Origin of the sequence: Leptospira bourretii (assembly GCF_004770145.1) — a bacterium.
GTDB classification, from domain to species: Bacteria; Spirochaetota; Leptospiria; order Leptospirales; family Leptospiraceae; genus Leptospira_A; species Leptospira_A bourretii.
Genome location: NZ_RQFW01000022.1, coordinates 161,338 through 185,685 on the forward strand (window position 1 = coordinate 161,338; position 24,348 = coordinate 185,685).

The 24,348-nt window shown below is 38.0% G+C and carries 24 protein-coding genes; 13 read left to right on the forward strand and 11 right to left on the reverse strand.

The window, feature by feature from the left end; genetic code table 11:
- Positions 1-19: 19 nt before the first annotated feature.
- Together EHQ47_RS17945 and EHQ47_RS17950 are read left to right on the forward strand one after the other, a co-directional pair.
- Positions 20-1,540, forward strand: coding sequence for an NHL repeat-containing protein (locus tag EHQ47_RS17945; RefSeq protein WP_135747203.1), 1,521 nt, complete (start codon positions 20-22; stop codon positions 1,538-1,540).
- Between the two features lie 360 nt (positions 1,541-1,900).
- Complete coding sequence (locus EHQ47_RS17950; RefSeq protein ID WP_135777743.1) at positions 1,901-3,424, forward strand: NHL repeat-containing protein; 1,524 nt, start codon at positions 1,901-1,903, stop codon at positions 3,422-3,424.
- A gap of 51 nt (positions 3,425-3,475) precedes the next feature.
- On the opposite strand, the gene EHQ47_RS17955 is transcribed toward EHQ47_RS17950, so the two are convergent.
- Entirely contained in the window at positions 3,476-4,387 is a 912-nt protein-coding gene (locus EHQ47_RS17955) for a phosphate ABC transporter substrate-binding protein (protein WP_135777744.1), read from the reverse strand.
- 109 nt (positions 4,388-4,496) lie between these two features.
- Between EHQ47_RS17955 and EHQ47_RS17960 the strand changes: the two genes are divergently transcribed.
- Positions 4,497-5,858 carry an OmpA family protein gene (locus EHQ47_RS17960; RefSeq protein ID WP_135747216.1) on the forward strand — a complete coding sequence of 454 codons (1,362 nt, stop codon included), beginning with the start codon at positions 4,497-4,499 and terminating at the stop codon, positions 5,856-5,858.
- Here the strand turns inward: EHQ47_RS17960 and EHQ47_RS17965 are convergent.
- The gene (locus tag EHQ47_RS17965) at positions 5,855-7,123 is read right to left on the reverse strand and encodes a 1-acyl-sn-glycerol-3-phosphate acyltransferase (protein WP_135747206.1); all 1,269 of its coding nucleotides are present in this window, start codon (positions 7,121-7,123) and stop codon (positions 5,855-5,857) included. The two genes, EHQ47_RS17960 and EHQ47_RS17965, sit on opposite strands and share 4 nt — an antisense overlap.
- A 47-nt stretch (positions 7,124-7,170) precedes the next feature.
- A complete protein-coding gene (locus tag EHQ47_RS17970) occupies positions 7,171-9,579 on the reverse strand; it encodes a sulfatase family protein (RefSeq protein WP_135777778.1) in 2,409 nt (802 codons plus the stop codon).
- A gap of 11 nt (positions 9,580-9,590) precedes the next feature.
- On the opposite strand from EHQ47_RS17970, the gene EHQ47_RS17975 reads away from it, so the two are divergent.
- From EHQ47_RS17975 to EHQ47_RS17995, 5 genes are all read left to right on the forward strand, one after another.
- Positions 9,591-10,457: an alpha/beta hydrolase gene (locus tag EHQ47_RS17975; protein WP_135777745.1), complete on the forward strand. Its 867-nt coding sequence runs from the start codon at positions 9,591-9,593 to the stop codon at positions 10,455-10,457.
- Positions 10,458-10,471: 14 nt separating this feature from the next.
- Positions 10,472-10,909 carry an FAS1-like dehydratase domain-containing protein gene (locus tag EHQ47_RS17980; RefSeq protein WP_135747208.1) on the forward strand — a complete coding sequence of 146 codons (438 nt, stop codon included), beginning with the start codon at positions 10,472-10,474 and terminating at the stop codon, positions 10,907-10,909.
- A gap of 15 nt (positions 10,910-10,924) precedes the next feature.
- Positions 10,925-11,344: a MaoC/PaaZ C-terminal domain-containing protein gene (locus tag EHQ47_RS17985; protein WP_135579596.1), complete on the forward strand. Its 420-nt coding sequence runs from the start codon at positions 10,925-10,927 to the stop codon at positions 11,342-11,344.
- Between the two features lie 75 nt (positions 11,345-11,419).
- The gene (locus EHQ47_RS17990; RefSeq protein ID WP_135747209.1) at positions 11,420-11,845 is read left to right on the forward strand and encodes a PH domain-containing protein; all 426 of its coding nucleotides are present in this window, start codon (positions 11,420-11,422) and stop codon (positions 11,843-11,845) included.
- Between the two features lie 298 nt (positions 11,846-12,143).
- On the forward strand, positions 12,144-12,278 hold the full coding sequence (locus tag EHQ47_RS17995; RefSeq protein WP_244290407.1) for a type II toxin-antitoxin system HicA family toxin: 135 nt from the start codon (positions 12,144-12,146) through the stop codon (positions 12,276-12,278).
- A gap of 3 nt (positions 12,279-12,281) precedes the next feature.
- On the opposite strand, the gene EHQ47_RS18000 is transcribed toward EHQ47_RS17995, so the two are convergent.
- The 5 genes from EHQ47_RS18000 to trxA form a co-directional block, all read right to left on the reverse strand.
- A complete protein-coding gene (locus EHQ47_RS18000; protein WP_135747211.1) occupies positions 12,282-12,959 on the reverse strand; it encodes a M15 family metallopeptidase in 678 nt (225 codons plus the stop codon).
- A 346-nt stretch (positions 12,960-13,305) separates the two neighbouring features.
- Positions 13,306-14,178: a VanW family protein gene (locus tag EHQ47_RS18005; RefSeq protein ID WP_135749934.1), complete on the reverse strand. Its 873-nt coding sequence runs from the start codon at positions 14,176-14,178 to the stop codon at positions 13,306-13,308.
- Entirely contained in the window at positions 14,168-15,526 is a 1,359-nt protein-coding gene (locus tag EHQ47_RS18010; protein WP_135748169.1) for a hypothetical protein, read from the reverse strand. Before EHQ47_RS18010 ends, EHQ47_RS18005 begins: the two co-directional genes overlap by 11 nt.
- Before the next feature lie 6 nt (positions 15,527-15,532).
- On the reverse strand, positions 15,533-16,825 hold the full coding sequence (locus tag EHQ47_RS18015; protein WP_135777746.1) for a discoidin domain-containing protein: 1,293 nt from the start codon (positions 16,823-16,825) through the stop codon (positions 15,533-15,535).
- Positions 16,826-16,896: 71 nt separating this feature from the next.
- Complete coding sequence (gene trxA / locus EHQ47_RS18020) at positions 16,897-17,211, reverse strand: thioredoxin (protein ID WP_135695237.1); 315 nt, start codon at positions 17,209-17,211, stop codon at positions 16,897-16,899.
- 197 nt (positions 17,212-17,408) lie between these two features.
- On the opposite strand from trxA, the gene EHQ47_RS18025 reads away from it, so the two are divergent.
- Positions 17,409-17,975, forward strand: a complete 567-nt coding sequence (locus EHQ47_RS18025) for a Crp/Fnr family transcriptional regulator (protein WP_135747762.1) — start codon at positions 17,409-17,411, stop codon at positions 17,973-17,975.
- Here the strand turns inward: EHQ47_RS18025 and EHQ47_RS18030 are convergent.
- Both EHQ47_RS18030 and EHQ47_RS18035 read right to left on the reverse strand, forming a co-directional pair.
- Complete coding sequence (locus tag EHQ47_RS18030) at positions 17,944-18,858, reverse strand: type 1 glutamine amidotransferase domain-containing protein (RefSeq protein WP_135747763.1); 915 nt, start codon at positions 18,856-18,858, stop codon at positions 17,944-17,946. The two genes, EHQ47_RS18025 and EHQ47_RS18030, sit on opposite strands and share 32 nt — an antisense overlap.
- Positions 18,859-19,037: 179 nt before the next feature.
- Complete coding sequence (locus EHQ47_RS18035; protein ID WP_135777747.1) at positions 19,038-20,069, reverse strand: MBL fold metallo-hydrolase; 1,032 nt, start codon at positions 20,067-20,069, stop codon at positions 19,038-19,040.
- Between the two features lie 283 nt (positions 20,070-20,352).
- On the opposite strand from EHQ47_RS18035, the gene EHQ47_RS18040 reads away from it, so the two are divergent.
- Together EHQ47_RS18040 and EHQ47_RS18050 are read left to right on the forward strand one after the other, a co-directional pair.
- Complete coding sequence (locus EHQ47_RS18040; protein ID WP_135777748.1) at positions 20,353-21,405, forward strand: SDR family oxidoreductase; 1,053 nt, start codon at positions 20,353-20,355, stop codon at positions 21,403-21,405.
- A gap of 199 nt (positions 21,406-21,604) precedes the next feature.
- Complete coding sequence (locus tag EHQ47_RS18050) at positions 21,605-22,204, forward strand: DUF4269 domain-containing protein (protein WP_135777750.1); 600 nt, start codon at positions 21,605-21,607, stop codon at positions 22,202-22,204.
- On the opposite strand, the gene EHQ47_RS18055 is transcribed toward EHQ47_RS18050, so the two are convergent.
- On the reverse strand, positions 22,186-22,791 hold the full coding sequence (locus EHQ47_RS18055; protein ID WP_135747768.1) for an alpha-ketoglutarate-dependent dioxygenase AlkB family protein: 606 nt from the start codon (positions 22,789-22,791) through the stop codon (positions 22,186-22,188). The two genes, EHQ47_RS18050 and EHQ47_RS18055, sit on opposite strands and share 19 nt — an antisense overlap.
- Before the next feature lie 148 nt (positions 22,792-22,939).
- On the opposite strand from EHQ47_RS18055, the gene EHQ47_RS18060 reads away from it, so the two are divergent.
- Both EHQ47_RS18060 and EHQ47_RS18065 read left to right on the forward strand, forming a co-directional pair.
- Positions 22,940-23,176 carry a hypothetical protein gene (locus tag EHQ47_RS18060; protein ID WP_135634064.1) on the forward strand — a complete coding sequence of 79 codons (237 nt, stop codon included), beginning with the start codon at positions 22,940-22,942 and terminating at the stop codon, positions 23,174-23,176.
- A complete protein-coding gene (locus EHQ47_RS18065) occupies positions 23,176-24,318 on the forward strand; it encodes a suppressor of fused domain protein (RefSeq protein WP_135777751.1) in 1,143 nt (380 codons plus the stop codon). The genes EHQ47_RS18060 and EHQ47_RS18065 overlap by 1 nt, the downstream gene beginning before the upstream one ends.
- The last annotated feature ends 30 nt before the right edge of the window (positions 24,319-24,348 follow it).

Sequence of the window (24,348 nt, forward strand, 5' to 3'; positions counted from 1 at the left end):
ACTAAAAAACCTTTCCGACATGAAAATAATAAGTAAAATATTCGCAATCACTCTTCCTATTTTCATTTTTTTCACCACCAGCTGTAAACCAAAGGATCTAGAAAACACTTGCGATCCTAAAGCCGATTCTTATTTAGAAACTTTAATTGTCCAAGCCATCACAACACCTGTATCCTACCACTGCGGATTCAATCTTCTGGACATTCCCCCATTCGGTTATAGACATTCCAATTATAGACTCTATCTTAATTTTCCTGTGTCCATTATCCCTCGCCATCCAATGAACTCTAGTTATTCGATCCAAGGAGCTTTACCTTCTGGTTTAACTTTTGATACGGCAACGGGAGAAATCAAAGGCACAACCACGCAAATCACGACAGCGACCAATCTCACCATCACCAAAAATAGTCCAGGATTTGGAATGGTAACCATCACCTTACAGGTGGTAGATACAAGTCCTACAATGGTGTATGGGCAATTCGGATTTTTTAATTGTGCCAATACTTATAATAGTGGTGCTTGTACACCAGGATCAGCCACCAACCAAAACTTTAGTTTTCCTTATGGGGTGGTTGCAGATCCTTCCGGAGGAGTTTATATTTCAGGTGTCAATCGTATTCAATACTTTCCACCAAATACAACTGCATCCACAAGGGTGTATGGGCAATTCGGAATGTTTACATGTGACCTGGCCAATGTGAATTCAGCAGGATCATGTGGAGTGGGTTCTACAAATGCAAATTCCTTAAATGGAGTTCGTGAAATTGCCTTGGATCACCAAGGTGGCTTGTATGCCGTCGACTTGGCAAACCATCGCGTATTATATTTCTTCAAAGATACAATCATACCTTCCGTGGTTTATGGGCAACCTGACTATACCACAAACACACCTGGGTCTACCAGTGCGATATCTTTGAATACTCCACAAAGTGTGGTCTCCTCACCAGAAGGGGGAGTTTATATTTCAGAGTCTGCAACTCATCGAGTTCTTTATTTTCCTCCAGGTTCTACCACTGCAACTCGCATTTATGGACAAACCAATTTCACAACAACGACCACTGGTACAACCAATGTCAATTTGAGTGGCCCTATGGGTATCACACTTGATTCAGAAGGTGGTCTTTATGTCGTTGATACAAATAACAACCGGGTGCTGTACTTCCCTGTCGGTTCTACAGTCGCTAGTCGAGTGTATGGTCAACCTAATTTCACTACAAATACCCCCGGTACTGCTAGTGCTACAACACTTTCTGGTCCAACGAAAGTGGCTCTGGATCAAAGTGAAAACTTATATGTTTCTGATTCAGGGAACCATCGAGTCGTGGTCTATCCCAGGACAACTCAGTCTGCTGGGATTGCAGCAGTGGCAGTGTTTGGCCAATTTAATAATATGCTTTGTGGAGTTGCCAACAATAACGGAAGTTGTGCAGGTCCAAACATTGGACCCAATAGCCTTTCCACGCCCACAGGAATTTCTTTCAACCAACTGGGCCAACTACATATCTCTGACCAACAAAATAATAGAATCCTGGTTTTTTAAAAATCTAAGCAACCATTTCAATTTTCTGGCGCCTCGCATTGGTTAGATGATAAAAACGGAAGTTGAATCAAAAGTAAGATCGATTGCTCAAATTTTAAAAATATAAAAGGACCCACGTCCTATCGATAAATTAGCATGAGGTTGCGCCATCAGAATTGTTTTTAAGGATTTCCCCAAGTATCCCTTTTCGAAGGATGGTTCTGCTATCTGACATTAAATCCCTTTGCTGAATTCATTATCTTCGTACAATTTTATTGATTTTTTTGTTGATAAATTATTTTTTATTTTGCCAATATTAAATTAACTTATTATAAAATTTAAATATTACATCCTTCCACCTTATTTGATAAATCCTATCTAATGCAAACCTCATTCAAATTCCAAAATTTATTTTTATTATTTTCAATCTTACTTTCGAGCTTTTGTAAACAGGAATCTCTAAATAACTACTGTGATCCAAAATCAGATTCCTATCTTTCTTCTTTATTTTTCCAATCTGCCACTACCGCTGCGTCCCATTACTGTGGAAATAATCTAGTAAACGTCCCTCCATTCGAATATAAATTTTCAAATTACCGATTGTATCTAAACTTTCCAGTTTCCATCATTCCTAGATATAAAACTAATTCCAGTTATTCGGTGCTAGGGGCTTTACCTGTCGGGCTTAGTTTTGATTCATTTTCTGGAGAAATTAAAGGTACCACTGCTGCCATCACAGAAAATACTCCAATTACCATTACAAGAAGTAATCCCGGATATGCCGTTTTTACCATCACACTCCAAGTTGTAGATACAAGTGCAACCATGGTCTACGGACAATACGGGTCATTTACTTGTGGTATCACTTACAATACAGGTGCCTGTGCAATCAGTGCCGTTGCGTCTAGCCAAAATCTAAGCGCCCCTTATTGGGTGACTGTGGATACCTCAGGAGGCGTTTATATTTCCGGAGTGAACCGCATCCAATACTATCCACCTAACATTAACGCATCGTCAAGAGTGTACGGACAATTTGGAGATTCGACTTGTGATGTGATCAACAGAGCATCCGCTGGAACCTGTGCTGGTACTGCTGTAAGTGAAAATTCCCTAAATAGTGTTCGCGGAATAGGAATCGACCAAGACAACGGATTGTATGCAGCGGATATGGGAAACAATCGCATTTTGCATTTTTCAAATAACTCTTCAATTCCCTTTGCTGTTTATGGACAACCTGGGTTTACTAGTTTTTCGGCAGGACCTGCAAGTGCTACCACCTTAAGCACTCCGATGGGAGTGACCCATGCATCCGACGGAGGAGTGTATACTTCTGAATCTGCATACCATCGTGTCCTTTACTTTCCTGCGGGTTCCACTACGGCCAGTCGCGTTTACGGACAACCAGATTTGACCTCTAGTTCTTCTGGATGTTCCAATATAAAAATGAGTAGTCCCAACGGAATGGTTTTAGATTCCGAAGGTGGATTGTACATCTCCGATAATGGCAATAGCAGAATCCTATATTTTCCCCCAGGATCCACAACCGCCACCCGAGTGTATGGCCAACCAGATTTTATCACATGCGGTGGTGGTAGTTCAGGTCCAACAAGTCTTTCTGGTCCGACTGGTTTAGCTTTAGACCAGAGTGATAATCTTTTTGTTGCAGATTCGGGTAACAACCGTGTGGTGATGTATCCTAGGACTACCCAAACAGAAGGGATTGCCGCAGTCGCAGTATTTGGTCAGTTCAATGATCTAATCTGTTCTGTAGCAAACAATGGAGGAAGTTGTAATGCAGGAGTCATTGGACCTAAAAGTCTATATTCCCCTACTGGAATTTTTTTCAACAAATTCGGCCAACTGTACATAGCGGACCGAATGAATCATAGAGTTTTAGTTTATTAAGTAAAACAAACAAAGAAAAACTTTGTTTGAAATTTAAATCGAAAAACGTCCCTATTTCACAGGCTCTGCAGAAACTTCTACTTCTGGAAGTGATGCTCTTAAATATCCAGATTGTAAAACGGCAACCTGACCTTGTTCGCTTGTAAGAAAAGTAACAAAGGCATCAATTTTATCACCTTGGTCTGTTTTATAGATCATAAATAATTCTCGAGCCAATTTATACTTTCTATCGTATACGTTTCTCACGGAAGGTGCAACATAAGGATCTTTTTTAGTTCTCGCATAATCCAAAGCTTTTAGTTTGTCTTTGTTTTCCACAAGAGCAGATCCCATACCCATATAACCAATGCTATTCGAATTTTCTTGAATGAATTTTGACATTTCAGAATTATCTTTTACGATTTTTGCGTCTTTTGAAAAAACATTGGCTTTGTATTCGTTAAACTCATTCAAACCCAAATCCTTTCGTTTGAGGATATGATTTTGAAAGTAGTCTTGTGTTCCGGATTTATCGTTACGAATGACAATCGAAATGGGAGCATCGGCACCACCTACATCTTTCCAATTTTTAATTTTTCCAGAAAAGATATCGGAAGTTTGGGCCAAGTCAAGTTTTGAAACAGAATTTTTAGGATTCACAACGAGAGCAACTCCATCGTAAGCCAATCTTACTTTTTCTAAGTTTCCCGTTTTACGAAGGTCATCAAATTCGGCTTGGTTTAAATCGCGAGAGGAAACTGCCATATCGATCTCACCTTTTCGTAATCTGTCAATTCCTGATTCGGAACCACCACCTTCGACTGTTACACGAACATTAGAATTAACCTTTTCATATTCAGCTCCTAAATAACGCATCATACTGTTCATGGTTTCGGAACCTGCAACTTTTAAGGTTTGTTTGTCCTTACAAGCGACAAAGTTGATTGTAATCAAAATGTAAAAAAGCAGAGAAAGGTTTTTCATGGTAATTCAGGTAAAGCCAAAAATCCATCCTTCGTCAATCGCAAAAACCCCTAGTTTTTTCCATTTCCCCTATCAGTTTTTCTAAAAATTCCCCGATCTTTGTTTTGTGATGACCTTCCACCGATTGGTATTTTATAGTTTTGTAACAATTCTTCCGTTGGCCACGGCCTCTGCCGACCCGCAGTCCAAAACCACTTTCCAGTGGAAATGGAAGGAAAACCAAGTATTGGAGCTAAACGAATACCACGATGTTTTTTTCCGTGTCGGCACAAAAACGGTGGAAAGAGAAGATAAAAACAGAGTGGTTATGAAACCTAAAAAATGTTCAACTGACTCTTGTTTGGTGAACGCATGGTTTGATACCTATCTTCGTTACGGGAAAACATCTGGACCTTTCTGGAAGGATAAAGAATTTTTATCAGATTTCACTCTCTTTCGCAATGGCCGGTACGAAGTTCCTAATGAATTTATCATGCCAAACCTTCGCAGTTTTCCGAGTTTCCCCGATACGCCGGTTTCTGTTTCCGATGTATGGAAATTACCAGCAGAAGAATCGTTTGATTTTAATTCTGAACGCATCCGAGTCAAAGTGATTCCCGAATATACCTTCCAAGGAATCTTTCCTTGGTCAGAAGGAAATTATAAAGGCAATTGTGAGAAGATCACTTATACCTATCCGATTTTTTATAACAAACCAGACGGGGAAAAGATGGTACCAAATGTTCCCTATAAAATTTTTGGATTTGCATCCGGAACCGTTTTTTTCAATGCCAGCCGCGGTGTTCCCGAGTTTAAAGAAGTGAAATTATCATACACTTTTATCTATCCCAACGGAACGGTACAAGAAGCAAATTTTCATATCAAAGGTGTATATTTTCTTCGTAACCAAATCAATGCCAAAGATAAAGAATCCATTCGAGAAGATATACTGGAAGATTTAATTGTAGGATATACCGGTGATTTGAATGGAACTAAAATCGGTGATCCATCAAAAGATAAAACCAACGGAAAATTACCAAATGAAGAAAACTTAGGAAGGATTACTGATACGGGAGAAATCCCTTCTCCTGAGAAAAAAACAGATCCAAAAAATCTTCCCGTTTCCGTTCGAACTTCCGAAGATGGAATTGTTTTCTCTTTGGATTCTATTCTGTTTGATTTTAACGATAGCAAACTAAAACCCGAAGCAGAAACCGCTGTAACAAAAATTGCGGAGATCCTAAAAAAATATCCTGACAGAGAAATTCGAGTTTCCGGTCATACAGACAATATAGGAAAAAAAGAATACAACCAAAAACTATCTGAAGACAGAGCAAAGTCCGTACTTCATTCGTTAGTTGATCTTCATAAGATGGACGAAAAACATATTTCCTTCAAAGGGTATGCTGACGAAGTACCAATCGTTCCCAATGATTCAGAAGAGAATCGGCATAAAAACCGCAGAGTAGAAATTACTTTAGTTTTGGACTAACCGATTTCCAAATCAAGTCCCACCGAATACGGAGGAACCAAAGGTTCACTTTCTTTTTTGCCTCGTTCCAACAGTATTTCCATTTGTTTGCGAATTTCTGTAAGTAAACTTTGGATGGCGTCTTTTTTTTGAGACTGATACGTTTGATAGTACGGTGCGAGTGAAAACGCAGGACCAACAACCACATGAGCCTTTCGTGGTCTCATTTCTGTTTTTCCAAAAATATGTTTTTCAAAACTACAAATCCATTCCATCAAACGTTCCGCCGACGGCCATTGGATTAAATTTTTAGGTTTGGTAATGATAAACGCATAGGCAGTATCCACCAATTGTTTGGCACGACGGATATTCTGATCTGTTAGGTGTTTTGGTGTTGTAGAAAGAGGAACACCTGCTTCTAAACGATCCAAGGCAGTAAATAACAATCGAATCTTTTGAATGGCATTGTCTGATTCTTGAAACTTCACGTTTAAAATGGAAGCTGCTAAATTCAAAGCAGTATGTCTAGCCCTTCCCAAACGATAATCAAAATCTTTCCCTTCTGTATCAGCTCTTGGAATTCCCAGTTCAAATTCAGTTTCTTCTAACATCACGCGGCCCACAGTCAAAAATCGGCGAAGAAGTGTCCTTCCACCGGGATAAAGTTTTAATTTGCGTTCGATTCTTGAAAGAGAAGTTTCAATGTCGGCAAGGATCGAATCCCTTGAGCCGGAAATTTTATATTTCACAAAGGTTGGTTGGATCCATAATTCCGCATTGGGATCTTTTTCTAAAGCAGCTTCCAATCCCCAAAAAGAAACTTGTGCGACTCCAGGTAAAAACGATACCAAATTATCATTTTCACCAGAGACCATTCCTTCCGGGTACATAACCAGTTTCCCAGCTTTTTCGGATAATATCTGTTTTGTGGTTTTGATTGCACTACGATTGAAAGATCCTGAAATTACGGAAAAAGCCCCAACTCGTTTGATAAGTTCTCCCACCAAACCAAAACCCCAATTAAAAATGCTACGTGAAGCCATAAAATGAAATCGTGTTCCAATTTTACTGGCAACATAATATGCGATGATAGGTTCCAAGTCACTTGGTTGATTGGAAAGATACATAACCCTTTTGTTTTTGATTTCTTTTAGGCGGAGTTCATCTTCTTTATCTATCACAACCCCATCAATGTTGAAGAGAAGTTTAGAAAGAATGGGAAAACCTAAATCCAATCCCAATGCAATTGGGATTTCAAAATGCGGAGGAATAAACAAGTCTTTCATACAATTGTCTTGATCAGTAAGTCAAACCCCTTTGCCAATACGAGCAATTATTCGTGGATGTATCCCCAGGTTTCCAATATTTTTTTCACCTCTTTGCCCATCTCTCTTTGTACATCCGATTCTCTCGTTCCACTAAAAGCACCATCGTTGTACACCCAAGGCAATGAAGAAGTGGGAAACCCTTCTGGTTGCCTTTCCGATACAATTAAGTCTTCTACGTTGGTGATGGATCTTTGGTATTCCAATCCATACCTTCCAAAACGAACAGGAATCGTTTTTCCATTCCTTGAAAAACTAAAAAAAGCACCGAGTTCTGGATTCACTGTTTTGAATACTAGCTCTTCCCCTTGGCTTGTCTTAGAAGGTTTTGATTCTTTTTGCAAAGAAATGGTTTTTGCGGAACCGGAACCCAGTTGGATCGCAGGAGAGATCTCCCAATCATAAATGGACCCTTGGACATTCAAAGAAAGGAAATCACGACAAAGAGCTTCCGAACAAGGTGGAATTAAAATTCGCAAATTGTTTCGTTTTAAAAAGTTTTCCCGGCGAAAGTCTGACCTTGCTGTTTGTAAAAGACTCTCACCTTCGGGCAAGGGACTGAGGTTATTTTTTTCCTCTGGATCTTTTTTTAAATCATACAACTCTTCAGCCATGGTATGGGGCTCACCAGCTGATGTTCGCCTAACTGTTGTAAAACCTGGATACCTACGAATGTACTTATAATTTTCCGTCCGAACTGATTCCGACATTCTTCCTTCTGTATAAATATACTTCTCTATGGGACAAATATTTGTTATGCGAATGCAAGATGAATAATTTACACCTTGGTAGGTGGAATTTTTAGGTAATAAATCAAGAAATCCTAAAATGGTTGGCGCCAAAGACAACAAAGACGATTGGCCAGAAATTCGAATTTGTCCTCCATTTGCCTTTTTAGCAAGGTCAGATTCTAAACTTTCTTTTAAAGACTTAGGAAGTTTGATGAAGTATGGGACATTGATTTCTTCATCATAATGAGTTTCCCCATGACCAAACCGAGTTTGCATAATGAAATGATAACTATAATCGTGGTGAGGACTAAAAAGTTCCCCATGATCACCGGTCACAATGATCATAGTTTCTTCATATACCCCTTCTTTCTTTAACGCATCCACAAGCCTCCCAATTTCTCGGTCAGTATAATGCATTTCGCCGAGGTAACGTTGGACAGGGGATTCATATCGATAAAACAAATGGGAAGGAACAATCGACCGAACCGCGACCATATCCTCAGGAGGTGGAGAATACGAGGCATGAGGAGTATTCAAATTAAAATGTAAAAAATAGGGTTTGTCTTTGTATTCTGAAACAAACTCGATTGCTTTATTTGTGAGAACTTCGGTATCCACTATGTCCATTCCCACCTGGAAAGAGTTATGAAATCCCAAATCCAAACCAACCGTTGTGTAATCCAAAAAGAAAACATTATTCATGATTGTTTGAGTAAAGTATCCTGCTTCCCGAAATGTTTTGGCTAAGTTGTCTCTTTTTTTTCCGTAATAAACTTTTCTTTGGTAGGGTTTTGTCGAAAACCAAGAATTCCCCAAACCAAGGTTAGACGAATATTCGGAATGAAAAAAAGACATCATCGAAGGTTTCGTCCAATTGCCATTGGCAAAAGGATTTTCGAAAAAAACAGATTCCTTAGCCATCTGGTCCATCACGGGTGTGACAGAATGAGGGTAACCATAAGATCCAAAAAAATCTTTTCTCGCAGAATCAATGACAATCAGTATCACAGACTTTGGTTTTTTAGATTCCTGACTTTCAAAACCAAACTCTTTTTTTGGATATAACAAAGGTTCTCCGACAAAAAGATAACTATCCGGACTCTCCCAAACCAATCGTAATATTTGTTGTTCCCCAATTTCTAAAATTTCTTTTTTTGAAAACCAACGTTCCTTAGATAATCCGTTTAGGTCCCATTCTTTTAATAGAGTTTCTCCTGAATAAATTTTGAACTTTCCTGAAACTTGGGTTTGAAATTCCGTTCCACCTAACAAACCAACAAGAGAAGAAAATTCATATTCTCCTTTAGTTACCTTAAATTCATACTCTTGCCCCGGTGGAAAAAAAAGAGAATCAAGGGAATGGTTTAAAAAAATCTCTTTGTCTGTATTGAAAGTGACTTGTGTATTTTCCCATTTGCGAGAGAGGGGAAGTCCACTTTGGCGACCTGGATTTTTTTTCCAATGGTAGGGTAATAAATCACGCGGGATGGCGATTTTTGATTTTGCATTTCGTAACTCCAAAACCAAATCCACTGGGAAACGTCTTTCCGATTTGTTCAAACAGCTGAAGAGACAAAAACAGATTGTAAGGGCGAAAGGAAGAGTCGCTCGCATTTGAAACCAGTTTGGAAAACTGGTTTCCGACGAACAGGAAAAGTTGTTTCTTTTTAGGTTTCTATCATCCACCATTGACATCTATGAGTAATTGGGAACAAGCCTACTCCCGTGAGGAGTCTACCTTTCAAAACAAAGACGGCGGTAAAATTTATTACCAAATTTACCGACCTAAATCGGGAGTCAAACGTGTCCTTTTGGTCCACCACGGGATCGGGGAACACGGTGGCCGTTACAATTTTTTATTGGAGGCAATGGCAGAACGCAATTACGCCATTTACCTCATCGATGCGAGAGGTCATGGTAAATCCGATGGACGCCGCGGTGTCATCACTCATTTCTCTGATTTTTTTGCTGACCTTAAGGAACTCATCGATATCGCAAAACGAAACGAAGGTGTCAGTAAAGTCACTCTACTTGGTCACTCTATGGGTGCAGCCATTACCTTTCTTTACACTGCCACAGACAACTACCAAAATGATTTAGATGCTTATATCTGTAGTGCTCTTCCCATCAAAGTCAAAACAGACCTAGTGATGGATATCAAAAAAGGAGCCGGTGGATTTTTAGCAAAACTTGCACCCACTCTTACAGTTCCCACAGGACTTGATGTTAATATGATTTCTCACGACAAGTCAGTCGTAGAAGCCTATGTAAAAGACCCGTTAGTGCACGGAAACGTCGGAGCCTACTTAGGTGACTACTTACTCAACTGTTACGGTCTCGCTTTGGAATCAGCTACAAAAATCAATGTACCAATTTATATGTTCCATGGGAAAGAGGATCAAATTGCTCTCGTCCAAGGAACTTTGGAAGCCTTTGAAAAGGTAAACTCTAAAGACAAAACAATGAAAATTTTTGACGGATTATACCACGAAACCATGAACGAACTCCCAAAAGACAGGACAATCGTCTTTAAAGAGTTAGTTGCTTGGATCGATAAACACTAAGGAGATAAATGCCAATGGCAATAACCAAAGATATAGTTGGAAAAAAACTAGATCGTTTTGATTTCACAGTGGAACGAGGAAAAATCAAAGAATTCTGCCTCGCCATCAACGAAAAAAACCCAATCTATTTTGACGTAGAAGAAGCAAAAAAAGCTGGATACTCTGATGTTCCTGCTCCACCTACTTTCCCTACAGTCATTATGTTTTGGGGATACCCAAAGATTTGGAACGATATGGCCGAACTCGGTATCGACCTTTCCAAAATCCTTCACTTAAAAGAAGAGTATACGTATCACAAAATTCTGTATCCGGGCAAAGTTTACGCACAGTCCGAAATTTCTGATGTAAAATCAGGAAGAGCAGAAATCGTTACTTTCAGAACAACCATCTATGATGAAAAAAATGATCCCATCCTTTCTGCTGAGATGGCGATTTTCATTCGTAAGGATTAATACAGGAGGCTAACAATGGCAAAAATCGAATTTGATAAAGTAGAAGTTGGTCAGACTCTTCCTTCCCTCGACATCCCAGTCATCGAACATGCAAATTTAGTTCGTTATGCGGGAGCATCTGGAGATTTTAACCCCATCCACAATGATCCTGATTTCGCAAGAAAAGCAGGCCTCGATGGAACAATCTCTCATGGTATGTATGTAATGGCACAAGTAGGAAGACTTTGTACTTCTTGGGCTGAACAAAAAGACATCGCTTACTTTGGTGTGACTTTCAAAGCCATGACTAAACTCGGCGAAAAACTTACCATCGTTGGAACCATCAAAAAGAAATTTGAAAAAGATGGCAAAAAAACAGTGACTGTTCTTGTAGAAGCTAAAAACGAAGCTGGCGAAGTAAAAGCTGGTGGAGATTTAGTCGTCAACGCAGTATAAAACTTTACCTCCCTTTGAATGAGATTGTTCCATCATTCGAAGGGAGAAACTTTCCCACCTAATAAGGAACAGTAAATGCTTAGCCAAGAAACCGTCGTTTCCCAAATCAAATCCTTACTGACCAATCATCCACATATTGATCTCAATATCCTTTTCCTTTATGTAAGTGAGTTTACGATCCTGCACCAGATCTTACAAGAAGATGAAATCATCCAAGGGTATTGCATTGGCCTTCTCGAAGGATCCAAAGAGAAATACAAAGCCGGTAAATGGCTTCTCATTCTCACAGATAAACGATTTCATTTAGTACGAAATCCAGTTTTACGATCTCACTTTGACCACCATCCATTAGAGTTTTCGGCCATCAAAAAAATATCCACCAAACTCGGTTGGTTCTTTGGTCAAATCCAATGGGAGTTAGAAGGAAACAGGATCAAAATGTTTCAAATAGGAAAAAAGGATTATCAATTCTTTCTACCTTGTTTGAAGAATTTTTTATAGAATTCGATCAGAAATCTAAATTCGCATAACTAAAACATTGCGATAAATAACTTTAATCATTAATCATCAGCGAAAACTACTTCCCCCAAAATATTAATTTTGCCTATTTCTTTGGGCGCCTCGAATCACATAACAAACGAATATTTTATCTTGTAACGACCGCGCTTTTCGTTCCAATCCTTCGGATTTCCACTCCAATCGCTGGCGCAGGAATGGTGTCTAAGTTTGCTCAAATGTTAAGGACCAAGATCAAAAATTTCAACCTACTGAGTAGATGCAAAAAAAGGTTAGAGAAATCATGGGAGTCCTTTTTCAAGATGGATGGTATGTTTTTTCTCAAAAAGGAAGCCACAGGCAACTGAAACACCTGGAGAAAATAGGACGTGTCACTGTACCAAATCCCAAAACAAATGTTATCGGGGTAGAAATCTAACCCCTACTCCAATTCCTCAAAAGGAATGTCCAAAACTTCAAACCCAAAACAGTCCAAAAAATCATAATGCCACCATTCGGTTTTGTTCACACGAAATCCATATTTACTGAGTACTTGAATCAACGTGGTTCGGTTTTTTAAAATCTCTGGATCGGAAACTGGTGCTTCAGCCCAAGCTTCTTTTCGAAAGGAATCATATTCCGTTGGCATCGGAAGTTCCCGTTTTGTTTTTGTATCCACCAAAGTTAAGTCAATCGCACAACCTTTGTTATGTCTTGATCCGTTTTTTGGTGAAGCCACATACCTTGTATCTCCGACAATTTCAAAAAATTTGACTGTTGCTCTGTATGGCCTGTATGCATCAAAAATTTTAATCGAGTATCCAAGTTGTGAAAATTCAAGGTTGGCTTTTCTTAGTGCTTCTGCTACTGGTTTTCTAGCAAAGGCTTTGGCTTCCTTATAGATAACTTGTTTGGTAAAATTATCCGGAGTTGCGTATTTGATATCCAAAAGGATTTCTGGAATTATTTTTTCTAAGTTTAGAAGTTCTTTGTTTGGAGTGTTTTGAATCGAAAGTTCATAACCCTTGCGACCCAAAACATTGAGTTTGTTTTGACTTGGTTGAGAAACCAAAGATAAAAAAGGAAATCCCAAACAAAAAGCTAATATGATTAATTTCATTCATTTTCCCCTATTTCAGTTTCTAACTTTCGCATAACGAATCCTAACTCTAAAAATTACCTTGGCAATGTTGCATTTTTTAATTAAAAATATGTTGTTCCAGAACATTTAGCGCCCCTTTCAAAAACACAGTTGTTCCGTTGTAAGTCACAATTCATATAAGTTATACTATTGTTAATGCAGGACTGATAAACGAAAACATCACAAACGATTATAGTGATAGCAGGGTTACAAAAATTTTCTCTCTCTTTCGTTTCTTTGGATTTTCCAAATATTTCTTCTTTTTCACTTTGGCAATTTAGAAAAAGAAAAATCATTATTAATAATATATACCTTAGGTTTATTTTCATTTAAAACTTGTTCCCTTTGATTCCAAAAGGGGTTCATACATCATCCAAGCCGTGTTTTCTGTAACCAACTCATCTTTCAAAATTTCTTTTTTATCTTTAGAAATCTTTTTTCTCCGAATCACATTCCTTCGTGTATATCCACCCCAAGGTTCTGCATGAAAGCCATGATAAGACTCATACACTTTGTAAAAAAAAGGAAAATCCCAGTCGGAAAGCCATTCCCCTTTTAACAAGTCATCCTCAATCCAAAGATGCAAAACAAAGTGTTGATTGGTTGTATTTTTGATTTGTAGATCAATATAATTATAAGACAAAGTGGCCCCTGATCCAAAGGGAAGAGTTCTTTCTGAATCGGGAAAAATATCAAAACTATGGCGCCATCTCTCTTTTACTTCTAGTGGACTGTGCAAAGTCATCCAATAGATTAGGTTGGCCATTTGGCATAGTCCACCACCCGTTCGTTCGATAAAACTTCCGTTGCGCAATTGCATTCCAGGCAAATACCCTTTTTTTTTGGTTGGTTTGCCCACCAAATACCAAAACGAAAATACTTGGTTGGGTGCCAGGAGAATTCCATCTAACTTTGAAATGGCGATATTTAGATTTACCCTTTTATTCTCTTGGAGATACATAGGTACATCTTTCAGTTTGCGGTAAATGGGAGACGAATGTTTAAAAATAGAAACGGGAAAACGTTTCTGAATTTCCTGAAGTGAAATTTTTTTCGTAGCAAAAGACTTTCGTTCCAAAAACCAAACCCAGTAACGTTTCCACTGGAAATAAATTTTTCCAAAAAACAAACGTAAGGTTCCGCGATGCACTTTCTCATTCATCCCAAGGATCGGTTTTTTTCTGAATCTAAAGCCCATTGGAGTGTTTTCTCTTAATAAAATCGGGTCGTTCTTTGTAAGGATTTTTCCAAGAGTTGGCAATGGATAGAAGTTTCGAATTTCTTTTTTCCAACCATGTCCGGTAACGTTTCCAGTCCTTTTCTAAAACGAGTTGATATTCACCCAAAGGTTGGATGGAGGAAAAAAATGGGATTTTGTTTTCGTCTTTACTAGCGAGTAAATTCTCATATCGAATTCCATATACAGCTCGATAAATTTCTGTACCTTGGGGTAATTCAGAAATTGCTTTTGTATCTGGCTCGAAAGAAAGACAATCTTTACGAAACTGAAAATGATAGTATTCACAAAAACCGTGGTGTGCAATAAGCAAACCATTGTTTGGTACTGAAGCCATTGATTCTCCCGGAATCCACATCTGTTCATAGGAATATCGAAATGAAGTTGGATTTGTAAACATGGTAAAAATCCAAAGTCCGGTACTGACCGTCCAAACCAAAATCTGAAATACATTCCACTGAATAAAAATTTGAGTGAGAAGAATCAAACTCAAAAGAATTCGGTATTGTATATCAGCAAAGTGGAAGATCGGAAGTATAAGTAAAAACCCAAAAAAGGCGAAAGCCCTTCGCATTTTTTTAAACCTGAGTTCTGATCTTCCAAATACCAAAAAACCCCAGTCCCAAAGAATCCCAAGACCAGCTAATGCAAACGCTGCGGACAAAGGAAACATTGCTTTATCACTATAAAACCTTCCACTTGGATCTTCGGGGAGAAAAAAAGGAAGAAGGCAAACAAAACAAAAAAACACTGGATAGAATTTTTCTGGAATCTGGTATAAAACAAGAACACCCAAACCAAGAAGAGCCACCATAGGATGAAACCAAAAAGCAAATATAAAAAACAGCCCAGAGGAAAACCATCGCCGTCGGAATCGAAACAATGAAGAAGAAGGAAAAGAAAATGAAGGTTTTAGCGATGTCGATAATGATGTTGTTGCGAATAATGATGAGATTGTTCTGATAGGAAAAGAGAATCCAAAACTAAGAATCAAAAAACCCAAGGCCCAACTTTGTTTGGGATATAAAAAACCCAAAACAAAAACCAAAATACTCGGGATAAAATTGATTCTTTGGTATGGGATTTCGATTACAGAAAAAATCAAATACCTGGCGAAAAAGAGAGAAGTGATAAGCCAAACAGATGTTAGTATCTGGAAAAATAATAGAGTTTCATCGCTAACCCCGAATATCCGAAACAAAAAAGCAACAATATGGAATACAGGTGAATTGTCTGGTGAATGCAATTTCCCCGATTCTAAAAGGGAAATTGCTTGGACACCGTACCAATAAATATCCTTGCCGAACAATTGGATTTAATCTGCGATTTGGACTTTTTTGCCAATCATCTGCAATCCTCTTGCCGACTTTTTAACTGTGAGTGTATCACCAAAGATAACTGTCGATTTTTCTTCTGTGGTTTCTGCATAAGGACTATTGGAATCTAAACTTTGTGTGACAACCTTATGGTCCCGTCCAAAAATTTTGATTTTAGCTTCCGTAGGTGAAGCATCAAGTAATACCCAATTTCCATCTAATACTCGTTTTTCGGACACATTATCTTTCCAAATCACAAAAGAACCATTAGAACGAAATACATAATCCAAACGACCGTCCGATACATCCCCAAAAACTGCTTTGTTCACAAATCCAGAAAGGATGGTATTTTTAGTTTTCGAAAGAACTGACTTTTTAAACTCATCCGCATTTTTATCAACGACGGTGAATCGTTTTCCTTTTTCACCAAGTAAGATAATTTCGGCAATGACTGTGTCTTTCCAGGTTTTTCCGGGGCGAACTTTTTGGATTTCAAACTTGAACTTTTTCCCCGAAAGTGGTTTTGGAAAAAAAATCCTTTGCCCCCCTTGTTTGTCTGCCACTTTGATCACAAACGAATCGCTGTCATTGGAAACTAACAATTCAGTCACAGAACCATTTTTGTGAAATAAGGCATCTAATCGCTGGTAACCGTTAAAAATTTCTATTCCGGATAAATCTATTTCATCCTCTAATTCAATCTGAAACGACTCACCTTCTCCATTTTCTTTTGCACCTTCCACCCAAGCAAAATCGATACTTCCATCAAACAAACTATAGGCGGGATAATTCGGAAGTGTGCTACTAGCAGTAACTTGGCCCGTAATCGGTTCAGGATACAATACATCTAATTTTTTTCCATTTTGGAAAAAGGAAACAGTTTTGATTCCATTGCCAGAGTCTGGTAATAAGTAAATGACATGAACCCCGTTTGATCTTATTTTTTGGGGAGTTTCTTTCGTGCAGTCAAAATTTGTCGCATAACTGCCGTCCTTATAAAAGGCAACATATCCTTTTTTTTCTTGGCATTCGATAGAAATTTCATTAAAAAAAGCGCGGCCGTCTGTTTTTCCAGATTGGTTCCATTTGGCACCATTGGAGAAAAAAATCGTGATTCCATCGAGGCTAGATTCTGGTTTCCAATGTTTGCCAGAGATGAATACATTGATAGGGCTTGTGCCATCAGCAGAAGATGCGGCTTGGATTCTTTCTATAACAATGGAATTTTCAATCGGACTATTTTTACAAAATAGAACAAGAAAAACCAAAAGTGTTAGGATTATTTTTTTCAAAGGTTGTACCTCGGCAGATACAAAGAATCCAAAACGCTTTCGGCTTAGACAAGTAAAAAATTGACCTGATCTTAGATCATTCCGCCAAATACTTTTTTGATTTCCTCACTTCGCATAGCGCCTGAAATGCGATGAATCTCTTTTCCATTTTTGAACAAAATCATTGTAGGGATTCCCGTGATACCATATCTTCCCGCAATGTCTTGTTTTTCATCCGTGTTGATTTTGATCACCGAAACTTTCCCCTTCCAGTCTTTTGCCAATTTTTCCAATTCTGGAGCAACCATTTGACATGGACCACACCATGGAGCCCAAAAATCCACAAGGATCGGTTTGTCATGTGTTTGTACCAACTCTTCAAAACTTTTAGGTAAATTTTCCGACATAAATTTCACTCCTATGGTTTAGACGCATATACCCTACCAGGTATACAGGAATTGTTGAAATTTTTTACTTAACCCTGACTATTTTTAGAATTGAATCGAAGAACTTTGGAGTCCATTTTTGTATTCTTACAAAAATACTAAATATAAAGAATCAGTAGACAGACTCTTAAAAACAACGATCTTAAAACTCAGATCCAATGAAAGTTGTCTTACCCAAACCCGTAGGTTCTGAAGAAATCCGTCAGTTTTTTATGACTCACGGTAAACCAATCAAACTAAAGAAAAAAGAATATTATGCTAAAAAGGGAATTCCTTTATTTAGCGTTGGTTTGGTTGTAAGCGGTGGATTCAAACTCATTTATAAAAATGGAAAAAAGGAATGGATCAAATCCTTTATCTTCGAAGATGGAATTCTAGGAAGTTTACCAAGTGTCTTGGAAAACCAACCCATTCCCTATTCCATCATTGCAATTGAACCTAGTGAAGTGATTGTATTAACGACAAACGAATTCAAATCCAAAATGGAAAAAGAAAATGGTTATCAAAATTTTCTCATCCAATTCCTTTCGAAATTGTATTTAAAAAAGGAAGAACGTGTTGCCGATTTTTTACTCCTTGAACCTGAAAAAAGATACAAAAAGTTCATTCAGGAATATTCTCATGTTTTGGATCGAATTTCCCAAATAGACCAAGCTGCCTATTTGGGAATTACAAACGTAGCACTCAGTCGGATCAAAAAGAGAATTTTTTTAAAGAATCCTTAAGTGCATCTAAATACAGTTTGGTGAACTCTTCTCCCGAGAAGGGATTTTGTGAAGTAACTAAGTTTCTATCTCTTGTGGCATAGCCACTTGCCGGAAAAATAGAAGATTCATATATCATTCCGCGTTCTTTTAATAAATCCGAAATTTTTCTAACTTTAGGTTTTCCTTTCATCACAAATGTTTCGATAAACCATTCTTCTATTTTTGTAACAGAATTCACACGATAACCCTGGAACAAAAATCCTTCTCCCTTAGAATCGGAAGGAAGTGTGAGTAACAAAGCCGGTGCATGGCAAACGAGACCAATCGTTTTTTCCTGTTCTTGAAATCTTGAAAGTAAAATGGGAAGATTTGTATCATACAACAAGTCAGTCATCAGTCCCTGTCCTCCAGGAATGAGTAACCCGATATAACTTTGATAGTTTTTAATGGCTATTTCGAGTGTCATTGGGTTTTGGAAAGAAGAGAGTGAAGTTAAAAAACGAATGGCTTCTTCTTTTTCTTCTGTAGAGTTCCAATATTTATCTTTTAAACTTTCTGGATCAAGTGTAACCTTTTTGCCATTTGGTGTGGCAAACTCCAAATCAAAACCGGATTGGTTCAAATGAATGGCAGGATGGGCGAGTTCGTTTATAAAAACTCCTGTAGGGTGTTTTTGATTTTCATCTAACAAAAGTGTATTTGCAGCACTCATCACAATTAAAACTTTTGGTTTTGGTTCTGACTTTGCAAAAAGAGAAAATTGAAATGCTACCATAAAAATCATCAATACCATTGGCATTCGGATCATTTCAAAAAACGTAAAACGACTGGGTTGGTTTCGTTTTAAAATCTGGTAAGAGGAAAGTAAAAAATAGTTTTGGTTTGAAATTGGATTCGGCATGGGTATGACTCTCAAAAGTTAGATTTGGTGAGTCCACTACCTAAATGACAGGGACTCATCTAATAGAGATCAAAAATGAATAATTTATTTTTAACTTAAGTTAAAAACTTACAAAATAAGATCTCGCAAACAATCAGATGTACGATGTTTTGAATCAAATAAGGAATCAACTTTTGTATCTAAAACAGATCGATGGTTTCAAAACCTTGTAAAAGCTTAACTTCTATTTTTTCTTTTTCTGTTCTTTTTAAAATCGATTTCATATTGGCATCAAAATCATCACCCAACTGAAGATTGGGTTCCAGTGGTTCCGAGAGTGGTTTGAAAAAATTATCCCAATGTATGGGAATCATCAGTTTAGGTTTTAGCGTTTGGACATTTTGTTTGTAAAACTCATCTTGGAATAAAACCGGTTGCAAAGAAAGTTGAGCGATCCCTAAAAATAAAATATCTGCTTGTAACTTATCCAAGGCTCCTTCTACAAAGTTTGTACTACTTTTGATGAATATTTTATTTTTCCCATGTTGGATGAAAAAATCAAAAGTTCCACCTTCAATATAATCAAAAGCTTTTACAGGTTGGACGAGAGGAGTTTCAATGTTTGGATGGTTTGGATCTGTTGCATTTGTTTTTCCAAAAATACGGAAAGGTGGAGTGTGTTTGGATTCTAATACGGTAACTGTAAACTTTCCGATGGCGATTGGTTTTCCTGTGACAAACTTTTGCATTTGATCAGTCGGTAACCCAGCTCCAGTTCCTACATTGAGAGTAGAGGAAGAACCGAATAATTTAGCTTTTGTTAGTTTTGCGACAAGTGGTGCATCCATGACGTGATCATAATGAGAATGACAGACAAAAATGGCACCAAGTCGATTGATCTTTGCTCTTTCGATGACAGACAAAACAGTCTTAGGATCAGATTCAATTTTGGAAAAGGCAGTTTTCCATAAGGATGGTCTAGAAAAAAATCCATCGGTTAAAATTTGAGTTTCACCATCATCTAACAGAATTGAGGAGGTTCCTAAGAACGTGGCACGGACTTTTCCTTTTGGAATGGGATTTGTTTTACTGTCATGAGGAAAGTAAGAATCATAATGGTTTAGATTTCCAGAAGGACGAAAGACACAATGTGAAGAAAAAAGAATGAGTGATACAAAAAATGGGAATAAAAAAAATCTTTGGGGATGAAATGAATTGGTTCGGTCTAGCATAACCACCAAAATGAAAAACTAAAAAATCATTATGGCAAACCATTTCTAGTTTTGAACACGATTGGATCGCAAACGAGAGGGATTTGGAGGACTTGGTCTCTGGTGGGCACAAAGTGCACATCCAGAGACGGGAGCGAACGCGGACTCCGGAAAAGCCCGGGCCCACAGGGCCTCGCCCAAAAAAGAACAAAAGAAAATGAAGTGTTCTTGGTTCGATAAAATTTGGATTTGGATTCGCTGGATTTGTTTGCGATAGAGATCGGAACTTAGTCTAAAATTCAATATGAAATCGATCAACCCAGAATTGCCAATCGTTGTTACAGGAGGATCGGGATACATCGCATCTTGGATCGTCAAATATTTGTTAGAAGATGGGAAACAAGTGAGAGCAACAGTTCGAAGTTTGAAAGACACTTCGAAAATTGAACATCTGTTAGAGTTAAAAGAAAAGTTTAAAGACAAACTAAGTTTGTTTGAAGCAGATCTTATGGTAGATGGAAGTTTTGACAAATCGATTGAAGGTGTCGAACTTGTAATCCATACAGCCTCTCCATTTTTTGTTGCAGGTGTTAAAAATGCACAAAAACAATTGATTGATCCTGCTTTACAAGGTACAAAAAATGTTCTGGAATCTTGTAATCGTATTTCATCTGTTAAGCGAGTTGTTTTAACATCAAGTGTTGCTTCCATTTTTGGCGACAATATTGATTCGTTACAAGTTCCGAACCAAACTTTTACTGAAGAACATTGGAATACAACAAGTAACCTCACTCACCAACCATATGCTTATTCTAAAACTTTGGCCGAAAAAGAAGCTTGGGAAATTCAAAAAAAACAAACACGTTGGGATTTAGTTGTAATCAATCCATCTTTTGTAATGGGACCTTCTCTTTCTAAACGTTTGGATGGAACCAGTGTTGAGTTTATGAAAAATATGTTGAAAGGTGTTTTTCGCACAGGTGTTCCCGATACAAAAATGGGATTTGTTGATGTGAGAGATGTTGCAAAGGCACATATTTTAGCAGGTTTTACTCCTAATGCGAAAGGAAGGCATATTACGTCAGCAGAAGTAATGCCTATGTTAGGTGTTGCAAAAATCATCAAAGAAAACTTTGGAAACAAATATTCTCTTCCTACGGGAAATCTTCCGAAGGCTCTTGTTTATGTGATTGGTCCTTTTTTTGGATTATCTTGGGGTTATACAAAAAATAATATTGGCCAACCGTTAAACTTAAATAATGAGTATAGCAAAATTGATTTAGGAATCACCTATCGCCCGTTAAAAGATACTTTTATCGACCACGTAAACCAAATGGAAAGTTCAGGATTGTTATAAGTTTTTTTTCGTGATTTGTTTGTATGGAGTAGGGTTTGGTGAAACTACGAAGTTTTCTTAAGATTTTTTGGTGAGATTGAATTCCCAAGAGACAAGAGTTTGAATTTATGGTAGGAGTTGGGCCGTGAATCAACTCCCACAAGCCCGCCTCCACCACCCATTCAGGGTGGGGGCCGAGACCGAGTGCACGAGACATAATATGCAAGCCCTGTTTTCCAATCCCTTCCAACAATTTGAATTTCTCCAATCGGGAACACCCAAACAACAGGAACTTGCCAGGGATTTAGAAGATTGGAAAATTCTAAAATCCTTACATGGTTTCAAACCTACTTTGGCCGGAACCATCCCTTTGGATATTGATACCGATTCCAGTGATGTGGATATCTTAGTAAAATTCAATATCCCTGCTCATTTACAAAAGATTTGTTATGCTAAGTTTCGCAATTTATCAAATTATAGTTTTTCTGAAAAAACAATCGCACTCCGAGCCACTTTGATTTGTCGATTTGAAACAAAAAAGTTCCGTTATGAAATTTTTGGACAATCGGTGGAACCAACTGATCAGTATGCTTGGATTCATATGATGGTGGAAAATCGATTTTTAACTTTGGCAGATCCAACATTCCGAGAAGAAATACGTAGTTTAAAAAAACAAGGGATCAAAACAGAACCAGCGTTTTGTAAAGTATTGGATTTAAAAGGTGATCCTTATAAAACACTTGTCCAATGGAATCAAAAATCGGACGAAGAGTTTCGAGACTTACTCTTACAAAGAGGATATCAAATCATTCCAAATTGACGAAAGGTTAAATTGATCCTTGGTCGTTTGACCTTCATCGCTTTGGGAAGGGAATGTAACCAATGCCTTTGAATCACATCTTTCATCAAAAGTAAACTTCCATGTTCCAATGACAACTCTACTTGTTCATTGGTTTTTTTATGTTTAAAACGAAAGAGCCGTTCGGCTCCCAGACTGACAGAAGCTATCGTAGAGTTAGGACGTAACGAAGTTTCATCATCACTATGCCAAGCCATTCCTTCATTCCCATCATGGTATAAGTTTAAAAGACAAGAATTGAATTTTTCATGAGAAGCCAATTCCACTTTGGCTTTTAATTCGATGAGTTCCGGCGACCAAGGAAGGGCAGTTTTTGCGGTTCCTGAATAACGATAAGAAAAACCTTTTTCTGCATACCAAGCCACACTCCGTTTGGTAGTAATGTGTTTTCCATAGAGAATGGCCTCGTCCGGTTTCCAAACAATCCCTTCCATAAGAGAAAGATAAACCCGATCGGATTCATCCGTGGGGAGAAAATGCGGGATATAGAGTAAAACCCCGTCATAAGGTAAAAGATTTTCCGATTCAGATTTGTGAAACAAGTGCATGGATTTCGAAATGGATTGCCTGAAAAAAGTAAGTCACTGTAATTTTTCACCCACTTGCCAAAGAAATCCAATGAAAATCGACACCGGCTGTCGAAACAGTCTAAAATTTTAGTTGGTTTCCCTCCGAGACCAAAGAATCTATACACGTATGACCCCAACTCGCACGATCCAATCTTTCATCGACGCAAAAAAGGAAAACCATTCTCCTTCGGAAGAAGTCTGGAACTCACTCAAAAGTTATAGGAAGTGGAATGAACCAGAACTCATCGGTCTAAGAAATGCCTCTGGATATTATCCAGATATTTATTTTGAAGAAGGAATGGATGAAACCATATCCAAATTACTAGCAAAATTTAAAGAGAGAGTTGTTCCGCATAAATTTTAATGAATCCCATTACCCCAAAAGTTTTATACCAAGAAGCAAATCCTTACGGTTCTTTTACTGCCTTTTTAGAAGATGATGGAAGAACCATTTACCTTTACTTACAATCACATAACAACCCTGAGTGGCCCATGAAAACACTTTGGGTGCGGAATTTAATTGATGCACCTGAGGCTCGTGTGGATGAAGATTTTGATGCGGGCCTTGCTCCAGTATTGACCAAATCAGAAATTACAGATCCCAATGCACAAAGTTCACTCACGGAAGACCAAATCCATTTCATTTGGTCAGAAGAAGGTGATGGTGTTGCTTTGTTTGTAGAAGAAGAACTACAAGCGTATCTTCCTTCTTGGTCAGGGATCAAAGGGATTCATGGATATGCGAAGTTTGCAAAAGAAGAAGCTCCTACTGCTTCTCCTCTCGGTGATCCAGAAAATGGAGTGATTGCTGAACGAGTGAGGACCAATCGAAAATTTTGGGAATCTGTTGCAAAAAAAGATCATTGGAAGAAAGCACAAAAACTACGATTGGATTTTTTAGAATCAAAACTTGGAAAACATGAAAAGTATTGGTCTGCTGATGGAGGAAAGTATCCTTCTCTAGGAATCGCATCATTTTTACCCAAAGAATTTCCTGGGATCAAAATCTTTTCCACGATTGGGATGAGTGTACAAAACCAACCTTCTATCGAACTCTATCATAAAGATTATGAAAACTTTTCTCGTATCGAACTTGTTTTTGCCATCCAACTTTTAAAAGACTCAGAAGATAAATCAGAAACTTGGATCCAACATGTCCTGGGTGAGATGGTAAAGTTTCCTTGGAACACAGGAATTTGGTTTGGTCATTCTCATACCATTCAAAATCCAAGAAAAGATCCCGACCAACTTTATCTAGACTTCAACTGGTTCGTTCTACGCAACGTCACAGACGAAATAGAACAAGGCTCTAATGAATCTCTACCAAACCTACATGGACTCATTACTGAGAATGGAAAACGCGCTAATTTTCTCTTATTAACTCCCATTGCAACTGAAGAACGAATTTGTTTTATGCGAGAAGGTTCTGCAAAATTTTGGGAAACCTGGAAGAAAGAAGGTTATAGTTTCTTTCACGACAGCGAACGAAGGATGTTAGAATTCTAATTTTCTAGATCTTTATTGTAAAAAAATCCG